Origin of the sequence: Marivita geojedonensis, assembly GCF_002115805.1 — a bacterium.
Classification (GTDB): domain Bacteria; phylum Pseudomonadota; class Alphaproteobacteria; order Rhodobacterales; family Rhodobacteraceae; genus Marivita; species Marivita geojedonensis.
The window spans coordinates 92,125-108,963 of sequence record NZ_JFKC01000007.1 but is presented as its reverse complement, the minus strand read 5'-3'; the positions used below and the strand labels follow the sequence as shown (position 1 = coordinate 108,963).

The following is a 16,839-nucleotide window of genomic DNA, read 5'->3' as shown; positions in this document are numbered from 1 at the left end:
GTTTTGGTGCGTTCCGTGAGTGGGTGAAATATGATGGATTTCGCTGGCGCTATCTTCCCAATTTTCATATCGTAGGGCGGAATTATTGGGAAAAATTCTCATGAAAGCTGCGGAATTGGATGGTTTCGACAGGGCGATACTGCGAATTCTGCAACGCGATGCCAGTCTGAGCGTCGAGGTCATTGCGGAAAAGGTCGCGCTGTCGCGTAATGCCTGCTGGCGGCGGATCAAGCTGATGGAAGAGGCCGGGGTCATCACGGGACGCGTGGCGCTGGCCGATCCGGCGCGGCTGGGCTGCCCGCTTGAAGTGATGGTGATGATCCGCGCCGGGCGCCATGATGCGGAATGGCTTGAGGGGTTTCACAGGGCCGTGCGCGCCATGCCCGAGGTTGTGGGGGCTTACCGGATGACCGGCGATCTGGATTACCTGCTGCGCGTGCGTGTGGCCGATGTGCCGGCCTATGACGCCTTTTACAAGCGCGTGATCGCGCGGATTCCGCTCTCGGATATTTCGGCGAGTTTCGTTATGGAAGAGATCAAGGAAACCACCGCATTGCCGATCTGAGGGGCGGAGACCTATGAGCCAGGATATTCAGACCACCGCAGAGGCGACAGAGAACGATGCGCTGCCGCGTCAGGTCGAGGCACATGCCGTGGGCTGTGGTGAAACCGGCGAGAAGCCCTTGCCGGAAGTGGTGACGCGCAAGCCCGTCAAACAGAAAAGCGCGGCTGAATGGGCCTATGAGCGGCTGATCCTCTATATCCAGAACTTCGAGGAGCAACTGGATAACGAACACGAGGTGGCGATGGGCTTTGCCGGGAATGAAACCGGTGTGCTGCGGATCGAGGGGCTGTGCTATTTCGACCCTGACATTCTGACCTTCTACGGATCAGACGAAGAGGGGGGCCGTATGCAGCTGATCCAGCATGTGTCGCAGCTCAACGTGGCGCTTCGCGCTTTGCCGATTCTGCGCGAGGATACAGAGCCGCGCCGTATCGGGTTTCAGCTTGCGGCAGAATTGGAACAGGCGACCTGAGGCGCGACACACTGCGCGCTTGGCATGGGTGACATGGTCGGGCAAATCGGGTAGCGACAAGAAAACATTTGTAAGGGATGTCTCAAATGGCAGAACACAAGCACGGCACCATGGATATTTCCGAACACGAAAAGACGTTCGACGGCTTCATCCGTTGGACGATTCGCGTTGCGGCGGTTTCGATCGGTGTTCTGATCTTCCTCGCGATCTTCAACTCCTGAGATCGGGAGCCGGGCTGACATGATCGGATCTGCGCGTCTCTTGACCGGATTGGCGATGTTGGCCCTTGCGGGCTGTGGCGCGGGCGCGGATATGCGCCCGGATGCCTCGCCCGAAGTGATTAGCAGCGCATCTTACCGCCACGAAGGCCCGACGGCGCTGACGCTCTACACGATGATCAACAACCGGTCCGGAGCGGGGGCGCATACCAGCCTGATGATCAATGGATCGCAGCGGGTGATCTTTGATCCGGCTGGAACGGTCCGGTTGCGCGCAGTCCCCGAGCGGGACGATGTGCTTTATGGCATCACGCCGGGCGTTGCAGATTTCTATGCGCGCGCCCATGCACGCAAGACCTACCACGTTGTCATCCAGACAATCGAGGTTCCGCCCGAAGTGGCCGAGCGCGCGCTGCGGCTTGCGGTGGCCAACGGACCGGTGGCATCGGCTCAGTGTGCGCTGAGCACGGCGGCCATCCTGCGGCAATTGCCGGGGTTCGAGTCGGTGGGTTCCACATGGTTCCCGAAGCGACTGATGGACGATTTCGAGAAGCTGCCCGGCGTGACCACCACGCGCATCTTCGAGAACGACGACGACGACAAGGCGGTTGCCATCGCGCAGTACGAACAGGCGCTGATCGGGCAGTGACCGGTCAGAGCAGCGCGCTCAGCGTTACGAGCACCGCCGCGCCGACACCCATCGCAGCAAAGACGTTTTTCGTCAGGTAGCCTACGGCAAAAGTGGCGACCGCCGCAGAGAGGCGGGTTGCGTCCGGTTCGCCGCCTGTGGCGGTCGGCCAGACGACCAAAGGTGCCACCAGAGCCGGGATCACGGCGACTGCCGTATAGCGCAGGTGGCGCAGAAGCCATTCGGGCATGGCCCGGTCTCCGACAAGCCCCAGAAACGCAAAGCGCATGCCGAAGCTGCCAAGTCCAAGCGCGATGATGATGACCCAGAGTTGGGTTGTGTCGCTCATGGTTTGATCCCCAGACGGACCTCGGCCTGTGCGCCGGCCATCATGCCGCCCAGCCCCGCCACCAAAAGACCCGCGTTGAACGGCAGCCACGCAAAGGCAAGAGCCAGTACCACGGCGGCCAGCGCAGCGATCCTGTGCGCCGGTGTGCGCAGCATCGGACCGATCATCGCGAGGAATGCGATGGGCAGTGCGAAGTCGAGTCCGAAGCTTGATGGAATGGTTTCACCAAGAACCGCACCGAGAAAGGTAAAGAGATACCAGGGCGGGCAGATCGGGGTCATGACGCCAAGGAAGAACGCGAATTTCTCGGCGGTGGTTTGATCCGGGTTCTTTTCGTAGTCGATCAGCGAAACGGCATAGGTCTGATCGACGAGAAAATACGCCGCGATCCCGCGTTTCCAGAGCGGCAAGGACCCCAGATGCGGGGTGATCGACGCCGAATACATCGCCATCCGCAGGTTCACGGCAAGCGCACTAGCGATGATCACAAGTGTCGGTGCGTTTTCGTTCAACAGTTGCAGCGCAGTGAACTGGGCAGCGCCCGCGATCACCACAATGGAAAAGCCCATGGTCTCGTGCACGGCCAGCCCGGCTTCGGTGGCGAGCACGCCAAAGAGCATGGCAAAGGGGCCGACGACGGCCAGAAAGGGCAGCCCATCCCGGACGCCCCGCCAGTAGCTTGACATTGCGGTCCCTGCCGCCATCACTGTGCCTCGTCTGCTGTGTTCGGACCGGACGTAGCTTTGGACGAGGGGAGATGCAATCCATGCCGGATGACGTGTTGCGGGACTACCTGATTGCGCCTGATCCGGGCGCACCGCGGCTGACGCGCCGGGTGGTGGGCACCGATCATACCGGGGCCGAAACCGAGATCAGCGTGGTCGAAGAGCGGCCTTTGACGATTTTCCTGAATTCACAGGAAATCGTGACGGCGATGACGATCGGGGACTATCCCGAATATCTGGCGGTCGGTTTCCTGCGCAATCAGGGCATGCTGCGCGACGACGATGTGGTGACGAAGGTCGAGTATGACGACGACCTCGAAGTTGTTGTGGTGCGCACTGAGCGGCAGACCAGCTACGAAGAGAAGGTCAAGAAAAAGACCCGCACCAGCGGCTGTGCCGTGGGAACGGTGTTCGGCGACATGATTGAGGGGCTCGACAAGGTGGTGTTGCCGCAAGTCGAACTGCGCACCTCTTGGCTTTATGCGTTGGCGCACAAGATCAACACGACGCCGTCGCTGTACCTTGAGGCGGGGGCGATTCACGGCACGGTGCTCTGCCATCAGGATCGTCCGCTGGTCTACATGGAAGACGTGGGCCGTCACAACGCGGTGGACAAGATCGCGGGCTGGATGTTTCAGGAAGGTGTCGGGCCGGAGGACAAGATCCTTTACACCACCGGGAGGCTCACGTCGGAGATGGTGATCAAGACGGCGCTTATGGGCATCCCGGTGCTGGCCTCGCGCTCGGGCTTTACCGCCTGGGGTGTCGAGATTGCGCGGCAGGTGGGTCTGACCTGTATCGGGCGAATGCGCGGCAAGCGGTTTGTCTGCCTGTCGGGTGAGGAACGATTGGTGCGCGATATGGACCCGGACTCTGTGCCCGAGGAAAGCAGGAAGAACCGCAGGAAGAGCGCGGAATGAGTGTGCCTTTGGGAGTGATCCTTGCCGGTGGTCTCGCAACCCGGATGGGCGGCGGCGACAAGGCGCTGTTGTCTGTTGGGGGGCAGACGCTGCTCAAGCGCGTGATCGACCGGTTGCAGCCGCAGGTGGCTGGCATGGCGCTAAACGCCAACGGTGATGCGGCGCGGTTTGATGGGTTTGGACTGCCCGTGCTGCCCGACAGCATCGAGGGCTTCCCTGGACCGCTGGCAGGCGTGTTGGCTGGACTCGACTGGGCTGCGGAGCAGGGCGCAGAAGCGATTGTGACCGTCGCCGCCGACACGCCGTTTTTCCCCGACGATCTGGTCGCGGTGTTGCAGGACAAGGCACAGGGCATGGCGCATCCTTTGGTTCTCGCCGCGACGCCGCGTGGTGAGGAAAAGACCAAGTCCATGAGCCGATCCGGCCTGATCCGTCACCCGACCTTTGGCCTCTGGCCGGTGGCTTTGCGCGATGATCTGCGCGCGGCCTTGGAGGATGGGATCAAGAAAGTGGTGATCTGGACCGAAAAACACGGGGGACGCGAGGCGGTGTTCAAGACGGATCAGGGTGATCCGTTCTTCAACGTGAACACGCCCGAAGACCTTGAGGCAGCAGAGGCGATGGTATGAAGATTTACGGGGTCACCGGGTGGAAGAACGCCGGTAAAACCGGGTTGATGGAGCGGTTGGTGACCGAGATCACCGGGCGCGGGATTACTGTGTCGACGGTCAAACACGCGCATCACACCTTTGATGTGGACCATCCTGGCAAGGACAGCCATCGCCACCGGGTCGCCGGGGCGACCGAGGTGCTTCTGGCCTCGCGTAACCGCTTTGCGCTGATGCACGAGCTGCGCGATGAGGCGGAACCAACGCTGGAAGAGTTGCTGTCCAAACTGATGCCGGTCGATCTGGTTCTGGTCGAAGGCTACAAGCGGGACCGTCATCCCAAGGTCGAGGCCTTCCGGGCCGAGACCGGCAACGATCTGATCGCGCCGGGCGACCCGACGATACGCGCCGTGGCAAGCGACACGCCGATGGAGTTGGACCGTCCGGTGTTTGACCTCGACGACACGAAGGCGATTGCGGATTTCATCCTGACAGAGGTTGGGCTTTGACGGGCTTCGACACGATTGCGATTGTCGATTGGTCGGCAGGCAAACGCGCGCCTGCACAGCCCTCAAAAGATGCGATCTGGATCGGGGTTGTGCGCGCTGGCGACGAGCAGGCGCCGGTCTATTGCCGGTCGCGGGTCGAGGCGGAAGAGTGGTTATCGGGGTTTATTGAGGCCGAGGCGCAGGCTGGGCGCCGTGTGCTGATAGGGTTCGATTTCCCGTTTGGATATCCGCGTGGCTTTGTGCGCCATGTGACCGGATCAAATGACCCGCTGGCGTTCTGGGATTGGCTCGAGGCGCGGATCACCGACAGCGAGGCGGGTGAAAACAACCGCTTCGATGTGGCGTCCGAGATCAACCGCCTGTTTGACGGTCCGGGGCCGTTCTGGGGGAAGCCGCTGGAAGACGGCTGGCCGGATATCCCCTATCGCAAGGCGGGCATTTCCTATGAGCTGTGCGCTGAGCGGCGGGCCTGCGATCTGGCGGCAAAAGCTTCGTCCTCCTGTTTTCAACTCTTCTTTAACCCGACTGTGGGAAGTCAGGTTCTGATGGGTCTGCCGATGCTCGCGCGATTGCGGCGGCGTGCGGGTGTATCGGTCTGGCCGTTTGAGGACTGGTCTGATGCGCAGATCGTGTTGACAGAAATTTGGCCGGGATTGATCGAACCGGCGGTGAAAGAGGCTCAAGGCGACGAGATACGCGACGCGGCGCAGGTTCGGCTCTTGTCGCGGGCGCTGGCTGGGCTGTCGGCCGAGCGGTTGCAGACGATGCTGGCCGATCACGGCTCCGACGCGCGTGAGGAAGCTTGGATACTCGGTGCCGGGCACTCCGAAGAACTGACCTCTGTGGCGTGCGGTCGAGTGGCATTGGAACCCCCGCCCTTGCGCAACGATTGTTTCGCGCTGCCTGCTGGTGTGGATTGGACGCCGGTGGATGATGCGCTGGCCTTACTGCGCGACAGGATGACCCCGGTGGTGGGTGTCGAAACAGTGCCGCTGATGCAGGCGGCGGGGCGTGTTCTGGCGGATGATCTGGTGGCAAAGCGGTCGAACCCGCCGCATCCGAATACGGCAGTGGACGGTTACGGTTTCGCCGGTGCCGCCATCGGAGAGGGGCCGCAGGTCTTGCCGCTGGTTGACGGGCGTGCGGCGGCGGGTGCGCCGTTTGCCGGTGTGGTTCCTGAAGGGAATGCGATCCGCGTGCTTACCGGGGCGGACCTGCCCGACGGCGTGGACACTGTGGTTCTGGACGAGGACGTGCGCGTGGGCGACGGGCATGTGGCCTTTCGCGGGCCTCTGAAGCGCGGGGCCAACACGCGCAAGGCTGGCGAAGACGTGTCCCAAGGAGAGCTGGCGTTGAGCGCGGGGCGTGTGTTGACACCCGCCGATCTGGCGCTTGCGGCCGCTGTGGGTCATGGCGCGCTTGCGGTGCGCAAACGGCTGCGGGTGGCGGTGCTGTCAACGGGGGACGAAATTGTCGAACCGGGTGCGCAGGCTGCCGAGGGTCAGATTTTCGATGCAAACCGACCGATGCTGCTCAGCCTTTGCGCACAGTTCGGGTTCGAGGTCGTCGATATGGGCCGTGCGGCGGATGATCGGACAACAGTGCGCTCGGCGCTCGATGAGGCGGCTGCGCGGGCTGATGTGATCCTGACCTCGGGCGGGGCATCGGCGGGGGATGAGGATCATATTTCGGCACTCTTGCGCGAAACCGGTGCGATGCAGGAATGGCGGATCGCATTGAAGCCCGGCCGCCCACTGGCGTTGGGCCTTTGGGCAGACGTTCCAGTTTTTGGCCTGCCGGGCAATCCGGTTGCAGCCCTTGTCTGCACTCTGATCTTCGCGCGCCCGGCGATGGGCGCGCTTTCGGGCGCTGGATGGCCCGCGCCTCAGGGGTTCACGGTTCCTGCGGCGTTCGAAAAGCGCAAGAAGCCGGGGCGGCGGGAATATCTGCGGGCGCGCATTCGGGATGGCCGCGCGGAGGTGTTCAAATCCGAGGGGTCCGGGCGGATCAGCGGATTGAGCTGGGCCGAAGGGCTGGTCGAATTGCCGGACGGTGCGGTGCACGTGCAGCCGGGCGATCCTGTCCGCTACATCCCCTTTTCCTCGTTCCTGTGTTGACTGCGGCCCGATTTTTCGACGAAAAATCGGTGCCCCGCGTGAAAATGTCAGGGAAGCGTTAAGATACGGTGACTGGCCGTGGGATCAATCGAAGGTGCCGGTCACACGCCCCAAGAGCATGAAGGCACGCGCTGTTCGGGTGCCCGCCAATTCCGAGATTTCCGTGTCGGTCGCATTGCTTTCAAACCGTGCGAAACCCTTGTCGAACAGGCGCAGGAAATGATGGGCCGCATCGCGGAAGATCGGGTCCTGCTTCATCCGGCCAGCCGTCAGGGCCAGCGACGAGCGGTCACGCACGCCACCCAAGGCGGCGATGGTGCGCCCGCGTTCCCCTTTGGCGAACCGCCGCCAGAGTTCCGGGCGCGCCATGTCGGGGCGCAGATCGTCCATGTAGATGCCATCCTGGCTGAGCAGGGTCAGCACATCCTGCGCCGCCTGCACAAGTTGAGCCGAGGGACGGTCCTTCAGCGCACGGCGCAGGGCGGCGAAGCCTTCCTGATCGTCGGCGGTTTCCGGGAAGTGCAGCGCGCGGATGAAATCGGCATTTGACAGCGGCGGGTGCAGCGCCTCTGCGGGAGTGCCCAATGCGAGGGCGGGCTGATCTCCGGGTTCGGCATCCGGTGCGGCGGCGTGGACCGCGATCTGCGCGGCCCGTGTCGACGTGAACATCGCCAGAGTGGTCTCTGCCTTTTTCTGCGCGTCTGCGATTTCTTCCAGTTTTTTTACGATCGAAGGATGCGGTGCCTGATCACGGCCGCCGGCCTGGTTCTGTGTGATGTAGGCATGGCGGATTGCGTCGATCGCGGTTTGAAGGCGGGTGCTTTCCTCTCGCATGATCCGCGACGCGCGCGCGCCGAGGGCGGCGACCCAGATCATTCCCACGGGAAAGAAGATCACCATCAGGATCAGCAAAAAGCGGATGCCATCTGCGCCTTCGGTGCCGGAGAAAAGAAAGAAGGCCCCGGAGATCACGAGCCAAAGAAGACTGAGCGCCGCAGCGGTCAGTTCAATTCCGCTCAATCCGCCGGAATTCGCTGGAGGGCTCGGGATGGAAACCGGTCCTGGGCGGGCGTCTTTGCTCTGTGCCATACTGGGCCTCGGGCTGTCAGATATACTCGATCTTCACAACTTCGTACGATTTGTCACCACCCGGCGTACGCACTTCCACGCTGTCGCCTTCCTCTTTGCCAATCAGGGCGCGGGCGATGGGCGACTTGATGTTGAGAAGGCCTTTCTCGATATTGGCCTCGTGTTCGCCGACGATCTGCCAGGTTTTTTCTTCGTCCGTGTCCTCATCCACCAAGGTGACCGTTGCGCCGAACTTGATTGGCCCGGAGAGCTTGGTTGGATCGATGACCTCGACCAGGCTCAGTACACCTTCGAGTTCCTTGATACGCCCTTCGATGAATCCCTGCTTTTCGCGGGCGGAATGGTATTCCGCATTTTCCTTGAGGTCGCCCAGTTCGCGGGCCTCGGCAATCGCCTTGATCACGGCGGGACGCTCTTCGGACTTGAGCATTTTCAATTCGGATTCGAGCGCGGCGTGTCCCGCGCGGGTCATCGGTAACTTTTCCATGGGACGGTTTCCCTTTTGCTCGGCAGAGCGGATACTCTGGCGCCGCTTAACATTGGCGCGGTCTAAACATGTCATCTACTTTGGCGCAACAGTGACCTGACCCGTCGCAAAAACGCAAGGGGGCTTGCGGTGGCTCGGCAGGCCCCGGCGCATCAAAAAGGGGCATTTCCTCCGGAAAACAGGCTGTAACGTGGTGTCGCAATTGACCGTCCGGGGTGCGCAGGGTACGTCACCGGGCAGGTTTTTGAGACGAGACTTCAGGAAAGAGCCCGACATGAGCGAACACACGCGCGAAGCGATGGAATATGACGTTGTCATCGTGGGTGCAGGCCCCGCTGGCCTCTCTGCTGCCATCCGACTGAAACAACTGGATGCCGAACTGAATGTCGTGGTCCTGGAAAAGGGCTCCGAAGTGGGCGCGCATATTCTGTCGGGTGCGGTGCTCGATCCTTGCGGACTGGACGCGCTGATCCCTGACTGGAAGGACAAGGGTGCACCGCTCAATGTTCCGGTAAAGGAAGACAAGTTTTACATGCTGGGCGAAGCGGGCCAGATCCGCATTCCGAACTGGCCGATGCCGCCGCTGATGAACAACCACGGCAACTACATCGTGTCGATGGGCAATGTCTGCCGCTGGATGGCTGAGCAGGCGGAAGAACTGGGTGTCGAGATTTTCCCGGGCATGGCCTGTTCCGAAATCGTCTACGGCGAAAATGGCGAAGTCAAAGGCGTGGTTGCCGGTGAATTCGGCAAGAACGCCGATGGTACCCCGGGGCCGGGCTATGAGCCGGGCATGGAACTGCACGGCAAATACGTTTTCCTGAGCGAAGGCGTGCGCGGCAGCCTCGCCAAGGAAGTGATCGAGAAATTCGACCTGTCGAAAGGCAAGGAACCGCAGAAATTCGGCATCGGCATGAAGGAAATCTGGGAGATCGACCCGGACAAGCACCGGGAAGGTTCTGTCACCCACACGATGGGTTGGCCTCTGGGTTCTAACGCCGGGGGCGGATCGTTCATCTACCACCTCGACAACAATCAGGTCTATGTCGGCTTCGTGGTCCATCTGAACTACGAGAACCCGCACCTCTATCCCTACATGGAATTCCAGCGCTTCAAGCATCACCCGATGGTGGCCGAGCTTCTGAAGGGCGGCAAGCGCGTGGCCTATGGTGCGCGGGCGATCTCCGAAGGTGGCTACCAGTCGATGCCGAAAATGGTGGCGCCGGGTGTGGCGCTGCTGGGCTGTTCGGTCGGCATGGTGAACGTGCCGCGCATCAAGGGCAACCACAACGCGATGCTGTCCGGTAAAGCTGCGGCGGAAGCGGCCTATGCCGCCATTCAGGACGGGCGTGCGTCGGACGAGCTGTCTGCCTACGAAAAAGAGGTTCGCGAAGGCGCGATTGGCACTGACCTCAAGAAGGTGCGCAACGTCAAACCGCTCTGGTCCAAGCGTGGTCTTCTGGCCTCGCTCACCGTTGGCGGGTTCGACATGTGGACCAACACGCTGGGCTTTTCCTTGCTGGGCACGATGGGCCACGGAAAGACCGACGCCGAAGCGACCGGCGAGGCGTCCAAGTTCCAGCCCATCGATTACCCGAAACCAGATGGAAAACTGTCTTTCGACCGCCTGACCAACGTGTCCTTCTCGGCCACCAATCACGAGGAAAGCCAGCCTGCGCATCTCAAGCTGAAAGATCCGTCGATTCCGGTGTCGGTGAACCTTCCGAAATACGGTGGACCGTCCGCGCGGTACTGTCCGGCTGGTGTTTACGAATTTGTGAAGGACGAGAAAGGCGACGACAAATTCGTCATCAACTTCCAGAACTGCGTCCACTGTAAAACCTGCGATATCAAGGACCCAAGCCAGAACATCACCTGGACGGTGCCTCAGGGTGGGGACGGACCGAACTACCCGAATATGTAAGAGCAAAGGCCGGGCCAATGCCCGGCCTTTTGCTTTGGTTGCGCGTGCCGAAACGGCGCGCTACGCTTCGCGAAATTCGCCTTTTTCAAGGAGAAGAAAATGATGCAATCGGGCATGAAGCGGCTACTGGGAACGGCAGCTCTGGTGCTGTGTCTGGCCGCTCCGGGCGGGACCTTCGCAAACAGCCTTGCCGGTGATTACCTTGCCGGGCGACAGGCGAGCTTTGACGGCGATATCCAGGCGGCGGCGGATTACTACGGTCGTGCGGTCATGCACGATCCGGAAAACCCGGTGATCCTTGAGCGGGCTGCGCTGGCAGAGATCTCGCTGGGTGATTTGGACCGTGCTGCGGCCCTCGCGAACAAGCTCGTGAATGATGGGCACCGCAGCCAGGTTGCGCATATGGCGCTTGTTGCGCAGCAGGCCCGGGCGGAAGAGTACCAGACCCTGATCGACATGATCGATGACGACCGTGGCGTAGGGCCGCTTGTAGACGGTTTGCTTCTGGCGTGGTCGCAGCTTGGGCTGGGCGATATGTCCGCTGCTCTGGTGCAGTTCGACGACCTGTCCAACCAGCAGGGTCTGCGGAATTTCGCGCTTTACCACAAGGCGCTTGCGCTGGCCTCGGTGGGCGATTTCGAGAGTGCAGCTTCGATCTTTGAGGATGCCGGAACCGGGGGTATGCAGCTCACCCGACGCGGGGTCATGGCGCATGTCGAGGTGCTGAGCCAGCTTGAGCGGAATTCGGATGCGCTGACGCTGATCGATACGGCGTTTGGCGGAGATCTTGACCCGGGGCTGCGGCAGATGCGCGATGCGCTCGAGGGTGGTGAGGCGATTCCTTACACCCATATCCGGGGCGCGCGCGATGGTCTCGCGGAAGTGTTCTATACGCTGGCCGCCGCGCTGGCGAGCGAAGCCAATGACGAATTCACGCTGCTCTACACACGTGTGGCCGAGTACCTGCGTCCCGATCATATTGACGCCATTCTGCTGTCGGCGGGTCTTCTGGATGAACTGGAGCAGTCGGAATTGGCGGTAAAGGCCTATGCGCAGGTTCCGGAGGACCATCCGGCCTACCACGCCGCAGAATTGGGGCGTGCCGCCGCGCTTAGGGACAGTGGTAAGACCGATGCAGCGGTCGAGGTTCTGCAGCGGCTGGCCAAGACCCATGGTGATCAACCCGTTGTCCATTCGACGCTGGGCGATACGATGCGCCAGCTTGAGCGGTACGAAGTGGCGGTGGACGCCTATTCCGCAGCGCTGGCGCTTTTCGAGGAAGAGACCCAGAGCCAGTGGTTCCTGCATTACGCCCGTGCAATCAGTTATGAGCGCCTTGACCGATGGGACGAGGCCGAGGCCGATTTCCGCGCGGCGCTCGAATTGAACCCGGATCAGCCGCAGGTGCTGAACTACCTTGGCTATTCGCTGGTCGAAAAGAAGATCAAGCTCGATGAGGCGCTCGACATGATCGAACGCGCGGCGGCTGCGAGACCTGACAGCGGTTATATCATCGACAGCCTTGGCTGGGTGCTCTACCGGCTGGGCCGCTACGATGAGGCGGTTGGGCATATGGAGCGCGCGGCCGAACTGATGCCCGTAGATCCCATCGTGAACGACCATCTGGGCGACGTTTACTGGGCTGTGGGTCGCAAAACCGAGGCGCGGTTCCAATGGCGCCGGGCCCTGTCTTTCATCGTGTACGGATCGACTGCCGAAGAGGTGGATGCTGACCGCATCCGCGCCAAGCTGGATGTCGGGCTGGATCAGGTACTGGCGGATGAGGGCGCGCCGCCTTTGCAGGTGGCGAATGACGGCGGTTAACGTCTTTGCGCCTGCCAAGATCAATCTGACCCTGCACGTCACCGGCCAGCGCGCCGATGGGTACCATTTGCTCGACTCGCTGGTGACCTTTGCATCAGTCGGAGACAGGTTGGATATCGTACCGGGCAATGCGCTTTCTTTGACTGTGGAGGGACCGGAAGCGGCCGGCGTGCCAGCGGATTTGGATAATCTGGCCCTTCGCGCGGCAGCCCTGATCCAGAAGGACGGCGCTGCGCTGGTGTTGGAAAAACATCTGCCTGCCGCCTCGGGTATCGGGGGTGGGTCGGCAGATGCCGCTGCCGCTTGGCGCGGTATGCTCTGCCTGAACGACGATGCATACCACGCGTTCGCTGACGGGTCGGATCATCACTTCAAGACACAAATTGACGCGCTCACCCGGCTGGGTGCCGACGTTCCGATGTGCATCGCCTGCAAACCGATGCGGGCGCGCGGGATCGGCGATCAGCTTGATGTCGTGCCGCTTCCCGCGCTCTACGCCGTGCTGGTCAATCCACGCCGTCCCGTGTCAACGCCGTCCGTGTTCAAGGCGCTAACCTCCAAGGTCAATCCACCGATGCCTGAGGCCATCCCTGCGTTCGCGGACGCCGCCGTGCTGATCGACTGGCTAAAGGGGATGCGCAACGATCTGGAGGCACCCGCCATTGCGGTGCAGCCGGCGATTGCCGACGTTTTGACGGTGCTTGAAGCTCAGACTGGCTGCGGTCTTGCGCGAATGTCGGGTTCGGGGGCGACGTGCTTCGGGCTTTTCGAAACCGAAGACGCGGCCAAAGAGGCGGCACGCAGGCTCTACACTGCGTATCCCGATTGGTGGGTTGCAGGCTGCGTGCTGGGTGATCAGTTCAACGCAGCCCTGCCTAAGGTCAGTTGACCCGAGCCACCACGTAATCGGCCAGATCGTCCAGCATGTCGCGGATTGGATGAGCAGGCAGGTGTGCCAATGCTGCGCGGGCTTTGGCGATCCACTCATTGGCTTCGGCCCGTGTCGCCTCAAGAGTGCCGTGCTTGTTCAAGAGCGCAATCGCGTGTTCGAGGTCGCCATCTTCCTGACGACCCTTCTCAATCGTCCGTTTCCAGAACGCACGCTCTTCGTCGTCACCCAATGCCACGGCCTTGATCACCGGCAGCGTCAGCTTGCGTTCGCGGAAATCGTCGCCCACGTTTTTCCCGGTGGCGTCCGAGCCCCAGTAATCCAGCAGGTCATCAACGATCTGAAACGCGATACCCAGAGCGTCGCCGTAATCGAACAGCGCCTTGACCTGCGCCTCGTCCATCTCGGCGATCACGCCGCCTACTTCGGTTGCGGCGGAAAACAGCGCGGCGGTCTTGCCGCGCACCACTTGCAGGTAGATCGCTTCGGTCGTGCGCAGATCCTGCGCCGCGGTCATCTGCAAGACCTCTCCTTCGGCAATCGTTGCCGCCGCATCGGACAGGATGCGCAACACGCGGATGTTGTTGGTTTCGGTCATCAACTGGAACGACCGGGCAAAGAGGTAATCGCCTACCAGAACGCTGGACTTGTTGTCCCAGAGCAGGTTTGCCGTGGGCCGTCCGCGCCGCTTTTCGCTCTCATCGACCACGTCGTCGTGCAGCAGCGTCGCGGTGTGGATGAACTCCACCGTCGCGGCCAACTTCACGTGGTTGTCACCCTCGTAGCCACACATCCGCGCCGCTGCCAGCGTCAGCATCGGGCGCAGCCGCTTACCACCCGCCTCGACCAGATGGGCCGTGACTTCGGGAATCCGCGGTGCATGTTCCGACGCCATTCGGGTGCGGATCAATGCGTTGACCTCTGCCATGTCACCCGACAGCGCTTCTGCCAGCCGATCATGCGGTTTCTGATCTGGTTTATCCAACATCATCACCATTCCTTCAGGAAGGCTCGACAAAGCGGGCCGGGTGTTCCTACATCATGGTCATGGAAGAGCTTTTGCGCACCAATGACATCACACTAATACCGCTCGCCCGCGCCGTGCTTGAGGACGAGGGTATAGACAGCTTTGAATTGGACGTAAACATGAGCATCCTCGAAGGGTCCATCGGAATACTACCGCGCCGCCTTATGGTGCGCAGCGATGAAATTGACGACGCAAGACGCGTTTTGCGCGAATACGGTGTCAGGTTTGAGGACTGAGTCCTTCGCGGGCGACGAGTTGACCCGCGATGATTTTCTTGGCGGCGCGCTGCGCCTCTGGCAACCCAGGGACGGTTACCGGGCGGGGATGGATCCGGTCCTGCTGGCTGCATCGATCCCCGCAAAGGAAGGGGACACCGTTCTAGAACTGGGCTGTGGAGGTGGAGCGGCTCTGGCCTGTTTGGGCGCGCGTGTGCCGGGGCTGATCTGCACCGGGGTCGAAATGCAGCCAGCCTATGCGGCGTTGGCTCAGCGCAACCTCAACGAAAATGGGCTGACAGGCACGGTCCACTGTGCCGACCTTTCCGCGTTGCCTGCAGCCGTCAGATCAGAGCGCTTCGATCACGTGATCGCCAACCCCCCGTATTTCGAGGATTTCCGGGCAGTCGCCGCACGATCAGAGGAGCGGGCGGTTTCCCGATCCGGCGCTCTGCCGTTGGAAAGATGGGTCAGTGTCGCGTCCAAGCGGCTCAAGCCCGGCGGTGTCGCAACCTTCATTCAGCGTGCTGACCGCTTGCCCGAACTCATGAGTGCGTTTTTCGGATGTCTTGGTGCGCTGGAACTGTGGCCGATTCACCCGCGCAGCACCCGCCCGGCAGGCCTGGTCCTGTTGCGGGGCCGTAAAGAACGCAGAGCGGCGTTTGTGTCGCACCCTCCGCTTGTGCTGCACCGCGGCGAAAGTCACGAGAAAGATGCCGATTCGTATACGGAAGCGGTCTCAAAAGTGCTGCGCAGTCCGCAAATGTTGCCGTTTCCGGACCAAAGCCGGGGCCAAAGGCAGCGCTTTTAGCAAGAATTTACTCAGAATGCGTATGCAGCGTGACAGAATTGTAAAACTGTGATCGACTGAAGATCCATTCAGTCACAGGAGGAATACATGAGCTTGTCTTCACATCTTCAGGAACTGAAACGGAAGCACCAACATCTGTCTGAAGAGGTCGAACAGGCCCAACGCTCGCCCGGAACGGACGATCTGACGATCGCCTCTCTGAAGAAGCAGAAACTCCGACTCAAAGAAGAGATCGAACGTCTCTCATAAATTGGATTGGCCCGGGTCTCCCCCCGGGCTTTTTCATATCTCACTTACCGGCAGTAACGTCTTCTGCGGAAGGCGACGGGTCAGTGCGCCGATTTCCTGATCCAGCCAGTCTGAAAACGCGGCGACCTGGGATTTGGTCTCGTGTCCCTTCGGGCAGACAAAGCGGAAATGCGCCTCTGTTGACAGGGCGAGGTCGAACGGAGCCACCAGTTGCCCGTCGATCAGATGATGGGCCGCGACCGTACTTCGCGCCAGAACCACTCCGCCCCCTGCCAGAGCGGCGTCAACGGCGTGGTCGGCCTGCGAAAAATGCGATCCTTTGATCAAAGGTGTCCCAAGGCCGTTTGCCTTGAACCACTTGGCCCAATCTGCCTTCGGGCTCAGGAAATCCACACTATCGTCGAAGATCAGTGGCGCAGCCAGGAGCTTTTCCGGTGTGTCGAGATCCTTCGCAAGCGCGGGGGTCATCATCGGCGCAATCCATTCGCGGATAAGCGCCCGGGAATACAATCCTTCGTCCCCACCATAGCCAAAGCGAATGGCCACATCGATGTCGTCCCGGACGAAATCCATGATCCGCAGGCTGGCGGAAAACCGCAGGTCGATATCAGGGTGCGCTTGTGCGAACTGGAAGAGGCGGGGGGCCAGTACCTTGGCCGTAAAGGCCGGTCCCGCCGTGACGGTGAGCGTGTTTGATTGCGTTTGGCGTCTTGCTGATCTCCAGGCGGTTGTGATCAGGTCAAACCCGTCGTGGACGCCCGCGCGCAATGCCTCTCCCTCTTCCGTCAGTTCGACAGCCCGGTTCAAACGCCGAAACACTGGCGCGCCCAGATGCTCTTCCAGGGATTTTATCTGAAACGACAGCGCGGCCGGCGTCACGTTGAGTTCTGCGGCGGCCTGAGCAAACGACATATGGCGCGCGGCCGCTTCAAAGGCCCGCAGGGCAGTCAGTGGGGGAAGGCGGTCATTCATGGTTAGTTAAGTAAAACTTAATCGAATGGGTCAAAAGTCTCGTTTGTAGATTAATATCTAAAGAAGCACATATGAAACAGTTGAAATTTTCTGATGTTAGGATCTTGCAGATGTTTGAAAGTGCCACAGACACCCGACACCGCGATGCTATCCGGGCCGCCCATGCCGAGCGCGGGAAGATGGTCCGCGACTTTTTCAGTGCGCTGCGCCGTTGAAGCCGGATCCCTGGCCGCAGACTGCG

The 16,839-nt window shown here is 61.1% G+C and carries 21 protein-coding genes; 15 read left to right on the top strand and 6 right to left on the bottom strand.

Annotation, left to right across the window (positions count from 1 at the left end; genetic code table 11):
• Nucleotides 1–100: 100 nt before the first annotated feature.
• The 4 genes from MGEO_RS10025 (at nt 101) to MGEO_RS10010 (ending at nt 1,904) form a co-directional block, all read left to right on the top strand.
• Nucleotides 101–565, top strand: a complete 465-nt coding sequence (locus MGEO_RS10025; protein WP_085636682.1) for an Lrp/AsnC family transcriptional regulator — start codon at nt 101–103, stop codon at nt 563–565.
• Between the two features lie 13 nt (nt 566–578).
• A complete protein-coding gene (locus MGEO_RS10020; RefSeq protein ID WP_085636680.1) occupies nt 579–1,037 on the top strand; it encodes a DUF6173 family protein in 459 nt (152 codons plus the stop codon).
• 86 nt (nt 1,038–1,123) lie between these two features.
• Entirely contained in the window at nt 1,124–1,258 is a 135-nt protein-coding gene (locus tag MGEO_RS10015) for an aa3-type cytochrome c oxidase subunit IV (protein ID WP_085636678.1), read from the top strand.
• 19 nt (nt 1,259–1,277) lie between these two features.
• Nucleotides 1,278–1,904, top strand: a complete 627-nt coding sequence (locus tag MGEO_RS10010; protein ID WP_085636676.1) for a hypothetical protein — start codon at nt 1,278–1,280, stop codon at nt 1,902–1,904.
• A gap of 4 nt (nt 1,905–1,908) precedes the next feature.
• Here MGEO_RS10010 and MGEO_RS10005 read toward each other — a convergent pair whose 3' ends face one another.
• Together MGEO_RS10005 and MGEO_RS10000 are read right to left on the bottom strand one after the other, a co-directional pair.
• Nucleotides 1,909–2,232 carry an AzlD domain-containing protein gene (locus MGEO_RS10005; protein ID WP_085636674.1) on the bottom strand — a complete coding sequence of 108 codons (324 nt, stop codon included), beginning with the start codon at nt 2,230–2,232 and terminating at the stop codon, nt 1,909–1,911.
• On the bottom strand, nt 2,229–2,936 hold the full coding sequence (locus tag MGEO_RS10000) for an AzlC family ABC transporter permease (RefSeq protein ID WP_085636672.1): 708 nt from the start codon (nt 2,934–2,936) through the stop codon (nt 2,229–2,231). Before MGEO_RS10000 ends, MGEO_RS10005 begins: the two co-directional genes overlap by 4 nt.
• Before the next feature lie 62 nt (nt 2,937–2,998).
• Here MGEO_RS10000 and MGEO_RS09995 point away from each other — a divergent pair, with 62 nt between their 5' ends.
• Genes MGEO_RS09995 through MGEO_RS09980 form a run of 4 tightly spaced genes read left to right on the top strand, consistent with a single transcriptional unit; the run spans nt 2,999 to nt 7,111 of the window.
• Nucleotides 2,999–3,877, top strand: a complete 879-nt coding sequence (locus tag MGEO_RS09995; RefSeq protein WP_408607493.1) for a formate dehydrogenase accessory sulfurtransferase FdhD — start codon at nt 2,999–3,001, stop codon at nt 3,875–3,877.
• A complete protein-coding gene (mobA, locus tag MGEO_RS09990; RefSeq protein WP_085636668.1) occupies nt 3,874–4,506 on the top strand; it encodes a molybdenum cofactor guanylyltransferase MobA in 633 nt (210 codons plus the stop codon). The genes MGEO_RS09995 and mobA overlap by 4 nt, the downstream gene beginning before the upstream one ends.
• On the top strand, nt 4,503–4,994 hold the full coding sequence (gene mobB, locus MGEO_RS09985; protein ID WP_085636666.1) for a molybdopterin-guanine dinucleotide biosynthesis protein B: 492 nt from the start codon (nt 4,503–4,505) through the stop codon (nt 4,992–4,994). Before mobA ends, mobB begins: the two co-directional genes overlap by 4 nt.
• A complete protein-coding gene (locus tag MGEO_RS09980; RefSeq protein WP_085636664.1) occupies nt 4,991–7,111 on the top strand; it encodes a molybdopterin-binding protein in 2,121 nt (706 codons plus the stop codon). Before mobB ends, MGEO_RS09980 begins: the two co-directional genes overlap by 4 nt.
• 84 nt (nt 7,112–7,195) lie before the next feature.
• Here MGEO_RS09980 and MGEO_RS09975 read toward each other — a convergent pair whose 3' ends face one another.
• Entirely contained in the window at nt 7,196–8,200 is a 1,005-nt protein-coding gene (locus tag MGEO_RS09975) for a hypothetical protein (RefSeq protein WP_106299141.1), read from the bottom strand.
• A 16-nt stretch (nt 8,201–8,216) separates the two neighbouring features.
• Nucleotides 8,217–8,687, bottom strand: coding sequence for a transcription elongation factor GreA (gene greA, locus MGEO_RS09970; protein ID WP_085636660.1), 471 nt, complete (start codon nt 8,685–8,687; stop codon nt 8,217–8,219).
• A 274-nt stretch (nt 8,688–8,961) separates the two neighbouring features.
• Between greA and MGEO_RS09965 the strand changes: the two genes are divergently transcribed.
• From MGEO_RS09965 to MGEO_RS09955, 3 genes are all read left to right on the top strand, one after another.
• Complete coding sequence (locus tag MGEO_RS09965) at nt 8,962–10,611, top strand: electron transfer flavoprotein-ubiquinone oxidoreductase (protein ID WP_085636658.1); 1,650 nt, start codon at nt 8,962–8,964, stop codon at nt 10,609–10,611.
• Between the two features lie 99 nt (nt 10,612–10,710).
• The gene (locus MGEO_RS09960; RefSeq protein ID WP_085636657.1) at nt 10,711–12,435 is read left to right on the top strand and encodes a tetratricopeptide repeat protein; all 1,725 of its coding nucleotides are present in this window, start codon (nt 10,711–10,713) and stop codon (nt 12,433–12,435) included.
• On the top strand, nt 12,422–13,324 hold the full coding sequence (locus MGEO_RS09955; protein ID WP_085636655.1) for a 4-(cytidine 5'-diphospho)-2-C-methyl-D-erythritol kinase: 903 nt from the start codon (nt 12,422–12,424) through the stop codon (nt 13,322–13,324). The genes MGEO_RS09960 and MGEO_RS09955 overlap by 14 nt, the downstream gene beginning before the upstream one ends.
• On the opposite strand, the gene MGEO_RS09950 is transcribed toward MGEO_RS09955, so the two are convergent.
• Nucleotides 13,317–14,315: a polyprenyl synthetase family protein gene (locus MGEO_RS09950; RefSeq protein ID WP_085636808.1), complete on the bottom strand. Its 999-nt coding sequence runs from the start codon at nt 14,313–14,315 to the stop codon at nt 13,317–13,319. The genes MGEO_RS09955 and MGEO_RS09950 overlap by 8 nt on opposite strands.
• 56 nt (nt 14,316–14,371) lie before the next feature.
• Between MGEO_RS09950 and MGEO_RS09945 the strand changes: the two genes are divergently transcribed.
• The 3 genes from MGEO_RS09945 to MGEO_RS09935 all read left to right on the top strand — a co-directional run bounded on the left by MGEO_RS09945 (nt 14,372) and on the right by MGEO_RS09935 (nt 15,626).
• Nucleotides 14,372–14,587, top strand: a complete 216-nt coding sequence (locus tag MGEO_RS09945; RefSeq protein WP_085636811.1) for a putative signal transducing protein — start codon at nt 14,372–14,374, stop codon at nt 14,585–14,587.
• On the top strand, nt 14,568–15,377 hold the full coding sequence (locus tag MGEO_RS09940) for a tRNA1(Val) (adenine(37)-N6)-methyltransferase (RefSeq protein WP_408607492.1): 810 nt from the start codon (nt 14,568–14,570) through the stop codon (nt 15,375–15,377). Before MGEO_RS09945 ends, MGEO_RS09940 begins: the two co-directional genes overlap by 20 nt.
• An 87-nt stretch (nt 15,378–15,464) precedes the next feature.
• The gene (locus tag MGEO_RS09935; protein WP_085636651.1) at nt 15,465–15,626 is read left to right on the top strand and encodes a YdcH family protein; all 162 of its coding nucleotides are present in this window, start codon (nt 15,465–15,467) and stop codon (nt 15,624–15,626) included.
• A 33-nt stretch (nt 15,627–15,659) separates the two neighbouring features.
• Here the strand turns inward: MGEO_RS09935 and gcvA are convergent, their stop codons facing one another.
• A complete protein-coding gene (gcvA, locus tag MGEO_RS09930; protein WP_085636649.1) occupies nt 15,660–16,598 on the bottom strand; it encodes a transcriptional regulator GcvA in 939 nt (312 codons plus the stop codon).
• Between the two features lie 71 nt (nt 16,599–16,669).
• Here gcvA and MGEO_RS21385 point away from each other — a divergent pair, with 71 nt between their 5' ends.
• A complete protein-coding gene (locus MGEO_RS21385) occupies nt 16,670–16,813 on the top strand; it encodes a hypothetical protein (protein ID WP_158091003.1) in 144 nt (47 codons plus the stop codon).
• The last annotated feature ends 26 nt before the right edge of the window (nt 16,814–16,839 follow it).